This is a genomic window from Streptomyces sp. NPDC040410 (genome assembly GCF_055595715.1).
The window spans coordinates 116764-123722 of the sequence record NZ_JBVIVK010000019.1 but is presented as its reverse complement, the minus strand read 5'-3'; the positions used below and the strand labels follow the sequence as shown (position 1 = coordinate 123722).

Here is a 6959-nt window from a genome sequence, read left to right as displayed (position 1 = left end):
CACAGCAGTACCCGCCGACCGGGCAGCCGTACCCGGAGGCCGGGCAGCCCCACCCACAGCAACCGGGACAGCAGTACCCGCAACCCGGCCAGCCCGACCCGCAGCAGCCGGCACAGCAGTACCCGCCGACCGGGCAGCCGTACCCGGAGGCCGGGCAGCCCCACCCACAGCAACCGGGACAGCAGTACCCGCAACCCGGCCAGCCCGGCCAGCCCCCGGCGGGCTACCCGCAGAGTTCGCCCCCGCCCCAGCCCCCTCAGCAGTAGCCGCCCGTGACGGCGTGAACGCCGAAGGGCGGCCGGCGCCCACAGGCACCGGCCGCCCTTCGGCGTCGTACGGACGACTACTCGGAGGACCCCACGGCCTCGGCGGACTCCGCCGCCGCGACCAGTTCCCGGCATCGCTTCACGTCGGCCGCCATCTGCTCGAGCAGCGCCTCGATGGAGTCGAACTTCGCCTGGCCACGCACGAAGGCCAGGAAGTCGACGGCGACGTGCAGGCCGTACAGGTCCAGGCCCACCCGGTCGATGGCGTACGCCTCCACCGTGCGCTCCGTGCCGTCGAACTGCGGGTTCGTACCGACGGAGATCGCGGACGGCATCGCCTCGCCGTTCACGTGCAGCCATCCCGCGTAGACGCCGTCGGCCGGGATCGCGGTGTGCGGGAGGGTCTCGACGTTCGCCGTGGGGAAGCCCAGCTCACGGCCGCGCTGGGCGCCGCGGACGACGACGCCCTCCACCCGGTGCGGGCGGCCGAGGATCTCGGCGGCGCCCTCGATGTCGCCCTCGACGACCAGGCGGCGGGTCAGGGTCGAGGAGAAGGGCTCTCCGCCGCCCGCCTCGCCGCGGACGTACAGGTCGACGACCTCGACCTCGAAGTCGTAGGTCTTGCCCTGTTCGGCGAGGTACTGCACGTCGCCCGCGGCCCTGTGGCCGAAACGGAAGTTGGGGCCCTCGACGACCGCCTTCGCGTGCAGCTTGTCCACGAGGACCTTGACGACGAAGTCGGCGGGCGACAGCTTCGAGAACTCGGTCGTGAAGGGCAGGATCAGAACCGCGTCCACGCCCAGCCCGGCCATGAGCTCGGCGCGGCGGTGGTGCGGCGCGAGCAGCGGCGGGTGGCTGCCGGGGCGCACGACCTCGCTGGGGTGCGGGTCGAAGGTGACGACGACGGAGGGAACGCCCAGCTCACGGGCGCGGTCCACGGCGTGCCGGATGATCAGCTGGTGTCCGCGGTGGACACCGTCGTAGGAGCCGATGGTGACGATGCTGCGCCCCCAGTCCTGGGGGATGTCCTCCAAGCCACGCCAGCGCTGCACTGTGACCGCTCCTCGTCGCATCCTCGTCGAACCCGTGTCCGTGTCTGCCTCTTACGCAGGTCTAAGGGTGCCATGCCGCGTGGCCGCGCCCAGCATCGGCATGGGGGCTGTGACGGGTCGCACGCGCACGCGCGCGGTCACGCGGGGACGCGTACGCCCGCCAGGTTCTCGATCATCCGGTGGGTGCTGGGGCCCACGACCGCCGCCCACTCCCCCGGGGTGTCGGACAGCCAGCCCGCAGCCAGGGCGGCGAAGCCGGGAACCTGGCGGCCGAGGTCGACCAGGAGGCGGTCGAAGCGGGTCGCGCCGTCCGGGGTGCGGACGAGGAGGAGGCCGACCCGGTGGACGAGGTCGCGGATGCCGGGGGCGCCCCGCTCCACCGCCGTGCGCAGCAGGACTTCAAGGACGGCGGGGTCGTGTTCGTGGGCCAGGAGGAATTCGAGGAGTTCCCGGCGCAGGGAGCGGGAGGCGGGGGTGCCGGGGGCGGCGAGTACGGCGGCGAGCTCGGCCCGCGCCGGTTCCGGGCCGGCGTCGAGCAGGCCGGTGACCAGCGGGAGGAGCACGGCGCGGGCGGTGGGGCCCTGGTCGAGGCGCCGGTCGACGTACGCGGCGACGTGGACGGCCGTTTCTGGGCGCTGGTCCACGGCCTCTCGTACCAGGACGGCGACCCGGCGGGCCAGCGCGGGTGTGGTGACGTCGGCGAGCGTACGCAGCGCCTCGCCGGCGTCCGGCAGGCCGAGCCTCGTGCGGAAGGCGTCGAGGACCGGTTCGGGGTGGGTCGGCAGAGCGGCGACCAGCGCGCTCGGCGGGAACCGGGGGTCGCCGGCCGCGAAGTGTGCGAGCGCCTGCGGGAGATGCCGGGGCCGGGTCTGCGGATCCCGCACGAGGAGGGCGAGCGCGGCGCCGTGCAAGGTGGAGTCGGCGGGGCGGGCGAGCAGGGCCATGGCGGTGTGGCGGAGCAGCTCGCGGTCGGCGTCGGTGCGGGCGTGGGGCGCCGTGCGCAGGCCGTACGTCACCGCCGCACCCCGCCGCGCGGGCCGCTCGTCGCGCACCCACCGGTCCACGGCGCGGCAAAGGGCGGACGGCTCGTCCTCTGTCAGTACGGTGAGCAGCTCTTCGGCCCGCCGGTGGTCGCTGCCGACCAGCACCTCCGTCAGTTCGTCCAGGGCCCGGTGCCGGTGTGTGTGCAGCAGCGCCTGTGCGGCCTCCGCCACGGTGGCGTGCGGCGTGGCGGGCAACGGCCGTTCGTCGTCGAACCACCGGACGAGGTGCGGTTGTACGGCGACGGGGTCAGCGGCGAGAAGCGCGGCGACGACATCGAGGAAACGAGGTGGCGCGGAGTCGCCCGGCGGGGGTGGAGCAGTGTCGCCCGGTGGGGGTGAAGCGGTGCCGCCCGGGCGGGGCGGTGGCGTCTCGGCAGGCAAAGCCATGGCGGCGGGCGACGACAGGCCTGGCACATCAGCAGGCCGGACCAGTGCCCTCTCTGCAGGCCGGCAATATGCCGCCTCGGAGGGCGAGGACGAAGACATGTCGGCTGGCGAGGACTGGCCTGGCGCATCCGCAGGCCGGACCAGCGTCGTCTCGGCAGGCCAGGAAGAGGCCACGTCGGCGGGCCGCGGCGGCACGGTTTCGGCAGACCGGGCCGGCGCGCCATCGGAAAGCCGGACCCGTGCCGTATCGCCGGGCCTACCTGGTGCCGCCTCGGCGGGACGCCCCGGTGCCGTGTCGCGGAGTGCGGGTGGGCCGTCCGCGAGGACAAGGTGGCGGAGCAGGTCGAGGCGGGGGGCCGTCGGGAGGGAGAGGGCGGTCCAGAAGGCGGGGCCGAACTCTGCGGGGAGGGGGCCTTCGTGTTGCCGGCGGCCCGCGATTCCTTCGGCCAGCAGCCGCAGTACGTGCGTGTACGGCGTCGCGTCGGGTACGCGCAGCAGGGTCTCGGCGAGGAGCCGCGCGGCCCACCAGGAAGACGGGGCGGCATCCAGGGCGTACACCAACTCCTCTAGCCGGAGGGCAAGTTGGGGCGGGCCCTGCTGACGGCCGAGGAACAGCAGGGCCTGCACGACAGGTCCGATGCGGTGGTGCGGGACCGGCGGCTGGGGGTGAGGGCGGTGGACCAGGGCGCGCAGTGCCTCGTCCAGGTCGAGGTGCATGCCGTGCAACCAGTCGGCGAGTTCCTCGTGGGCGAAGCGGTAGCCGCCGCCCGCGGGGACGAACAGGCCCTCGGTGAGGACGGCGGACGACCACCCGGTGCCGCCGCCCAGCCGGGCCGGCGCGGTGCCCCATGGGAACAGCGACTTGAACGACGCGCGGTCCAGCTCGCCCTGCCCGGAGCCCAGGCTGCGCCGGGCGGCCTCGTGCACCTGTCCGGCGACCCTCGCGGCGAGGCGGCGTACGGCGGTGCCGCGCAGGCCGTTCTCCGTGGCGAGCCGTACGGCGACGCGCAGGCACATCAGGTCCAGGTGGGCCGAGAAGACCTGGTCACGGTCGACGCGGGCGTCAGGGGCGTCCTGGAGGGCCGCGTGGATCTCGGAGTACAGGCGCAGGGTGAGGGGGTGGCGGGCGTCGGCTTCGGCCAGGGCGCCTTCGGGGATGCCGTAGCGGGCCCGGGCCCGGCGGGCTTCGTCATCGTGCAGGTCGCCGAGGTGCACGCAGGGCGGCAGGCCACCGCCCGCCGAGCCCGCCGGGACGCCGTGCAGCAGCTCCGCCGGAAATCCGGCCCCTGCCTCTTCCCAGAACTCCGGCCGGCACCCCACCACCAGCCGTGCCCCCGTCTCCCGCAGCCAACCGGCCGTCCGCGCCGTCCAGTCCGGCAGGCGGTGGGCCAGGGCGGAGGGCATGTCCTCGGGCCCGTCGAGCAGGAGCAGCAGGGGGCGGCCGGCGGTGTGGGCGAGCCGGGCCAGCCGGTCCGGGGTGAGGTCGCCGAGGTCGGCGGGGAGCGCGGACCGCGACACCGCGACGATCCGGGCGGCCAGGTCCAGCGCACGGCGCGCCGCGTCCGCCACCGAGCCGTCGTCGTCCTTCAGGTCGGCGCCGCGGAGCCACAGCGTGGGGGCCGGTTCGGCACCCCGGTCACGCCGTGCGGCAAGGGCCGCGAGTTCCGTCGTACGACCGCTGCCGGGCTCCCCGACGAGAGCGAGGACGGCGGCGGGGCCGTGCACGAACGCGCTGAACTCCGCTGCCGCGGCGACCCGTTCGACGTGCTCGACCGCCCCCGGTCCCCCGGCGCCCGCACGGTCGGCGTGACCGGCCGACACCCTGGGGCGACCGTCCTGCCCCACCGAGGTGGCCGTCAGTTCCAGTACCCCGGCCAGGTTGAGATCGGCGCCGTACGCGGGGACGGTTGCCGCGTTGCGGGCGAGCAGGTCGGCGAGCGGGCCGTCGGTCACCGGCGGCCGGGACCGGCCACGGGCCGCGGAGGAGGAGCGCAGGGGCACCGCGAATCCGGTGTCACGGTCGCCGCACCGCAGCGCGGTGCCGAGCACGCCGAGCACGGCGCCGGTCCCGGCGTCGAGCACTGGTCCCCCGGCGGCTCCGCCGCCCGGCCGCAGCGCGTCCCGGCCCGCCGTGCCGATCGCCAACTCCAGGGCGTCGTCGAGGAGATGGCGGCGGTCCGTGGTCGTGTACGTCACGTCGGCCGTACCCAGCACACGGGCCTCACGCCAGCAGCCGGCGGCGATGCGGACATACGTGCCGGTCTCGATCCGGTCCCGCGCGGTGACGGGGAGCGGGTCCAGGCCGAGGCCGTCGGTGCGTACGAGGGCCAGGTCCAGGTCGGGCAACGGGGTCACCGCGTCGGCGGTCACGACGCAGCTGCGGTCGCCCGCGGAGTACAGCACGAGCCGGGGCAGACCCTCGACGGCCTCGTGGCTGGTGATCACCGTGCCGTCGTGGCCGGCCATGAAGCCGGTGCCGCGCCGGCGGCCGGCCAGGTCGTGGATGCGTACGACGACGTCGTGGCGGATGTGGCGGGACCGGTCGTCCCGCCGGGACCCGTCATCGCTCCGGGACCGATGGTCGTGGCCCCGTCCCGCCATGGTCGAACCTCCCCGCCGTGCACCGTGCCTGTCTTCGACGGTAGGCGCGAGGTGATCAGCGGGAAAGATCGCGCGGCGAAAGCGCCCCCTTCCACTCCCTCGGTTCACTCCGAGCGCCTGCCCGGACGGGTGAAATGGCGGGGGTTGGTGGATACACCCTAGGGGTGGGGGAACCGAGGGGGGACCGTGGAGCGGCGGCAGTGGAACACCCGTGGCCGCCGCTCCACGGGCAGGACACCCGGTGGACGAACAGCGTCCCTCAGCCGAAGACGGCCAGGCTCTTCGCCTTGCCCTTGTGTTCCTCGACGAGCGCGAGAAAACGGCCCTCGGGGTCGAACACGGCCACGGCACCGCCGCCCGCGTATTCGTCGGGCATCTCGAGCCGTACACCGTTGGTGAGCAGCCGGGCGCGCCTGGCGTCGACGTCCCAGCGCGGGAACGCGGCCGTGGCCGCCTCCGCGATCGGCATCACGGTCAGCTCCTGCTGGAGCTGGTCCAGCGTCTTGGCGGAGTCCAGCTTGTACGGCCCCACGCGCGTGCGGCGCAGGTCGGTGAGGTGACCGCCGACGCCCAGGTCGGCGCCCAGGTCCCGGGCCAGCGCCCGGATGTAGGTGCCGGAGGTGCAGACCACCGAGACCACGAGGTCGAGCACGGGGGTGCCGTCCTCGGCGACGGCGTTCCGGACGTCGTACACGCTGAACGACGAGACGGTGACGGGGCGGGCGGGGATCTCGAAGTCCTCGCCCTCCCGCGCCCGCTTGTAGGACCGGACTCCATCGATCTTGATGGCGCTGACCTTGGACGGCACCTGCATGATGTCGCCGGTCAGCTTGGCGATGCCGGCGTCGACGGCGTCGCGGGTGACCTTCGAGGCGTCTGCCGACCCCGTGATCTCGCCCTCGGCGTCGTCGGTGAGGGTCGTCTGCCCGAGGCGGATCGTCCCGAGGTACTCCTTCTCGGTCAGCGCGAGGTGCCCGAGGAGCTTGGTCGCCTTCTCGACGCCCAGGACGAGCACCCCCGTCGCCATGGGGTCGAGGGTGCCGGCGTGTCCGACGCGGCGGGTCCTGGCGATCCCGCGCATCTTGGCGACCACGTCGTGCGAAGTGAAGCCCGACGGCTTGTCGACGATGACAAGGCCGTCGGGCGTGGTGCGCTTCTGGGTCATTCGGCGGCGTCGTCCTCGTCTTCGCCCGGCTTCTTGTACGGGTCGGCGTCGCCGGCGTAGGTGGCGCCGGCCGAGACCTCGCGCACCTTCTCGTCGGACTGGCGCGCCCTGTCGAGCAGGTCCTCGATCGTCCGGGCGGTGTCGGGCAGGGCGTCCGCCACGAACGTCAGCGTCGGCGTGAACTTCACGCCCGCAGCCGCACCGACCGCGGAGCGGAGCACGCCCTTGGCGCTCTCCAGACCGGCGGCGGCCGCCGCCCGCTCCTCGTCGTCCCCGTACACCGTGTAGAAGACGGTCGCCTCCCGCAGATCACCCGTGACCCGGGTGTCCGTGATGGTGACGTGTGAGCCGAGCCGCGGGTCCTTGATCCCGCGCTGCAGCTTCTGGGCCACCACCTCTCGGATGAGGTCCGCCAGCCTTTTAGCCCGCGCGTTGTCGGCCACTG

General features: G+C 74.1%; 5 protein-coding genes. All 5 read right to left on the bottom strand.

The window, feature by feature from the left end; all coding sequences use genetic code 11:
* Positions 1-194 (bottom strand): hypothetical protein (locus ACZ562_RS30585; protein WP_471185642.1); only part of this gene is annotated, 194 nt, incomplete at its 3' end.
* 149 nt (positions 195-343) lie between these two features.
* Positions 344-1318: a bifunctional riboflavin kinase/FAD synthetase gene (locus ACZ562_RS30580; protein WP_471185639.1), complete on the bottom strand. Its 975-nt coding sequence runs from the start codon at positions 1316-1318 to the stop codon at positions 344-346.
* Between the two features lie 137 nt (positions 1319-1455).
* Positions 1456-5349, bottom strand: coding sequence for a trypsin-like peptidase domain-containing protein (locus tag ACZ562_RS30575; RefSeq protein ID WP_471185636.1), 3894 nt, complete (start codon positions 5347-5349; stop codon positions 1456-1458).
* A 259-nt stretch (positions 5350-5608) separates the two neighbouring features.
* Positions 5609-6514: a tRNA pseudouridine(55) synthase TruB gene (gene truB, locus ACZ562_RS30570; RefSeq protein ID WP_471185634.1), complete on the bottom strand. Its 906-nt coding sequence runs from the start codon at positions 6512-6514 to the stop codon at positions 5609-5611.
* The gene (rbfA, locus tag ACZ562_RS30565; RefSeq protein ID WP_471185632.1) at positions 6511-6957 is read right to left on the bottom strand and encodes a 30S ribosome-binding factor RbfA; all 447 of its coding nucleotides are present in this window, start codon (positions 6955-6957) and stop codon (positions 6511-6513) included. The genes truB and rbfA overlap by 4 nt, the downstream gene beginning before the upstream one ends.
* Positions 6958-6959 lie beyond the last annotated feature (2 nt).

Coding starts and splice junctions, on each gene's coding strand:
- truB (WP_471185634.1), bottom strand. CDS start 6,514: ATGACCCAGAAGCGCACCACGCCCGACGGCCTTGTCATCGTCGACAAG.
- ACZ562_RS30575 (WP_471185636.1), bottom strand. CDS start 5,349: ATGGCGGGACGGGGCCACGACCATCGGTCCCGGAGCGATGACGGGTCC.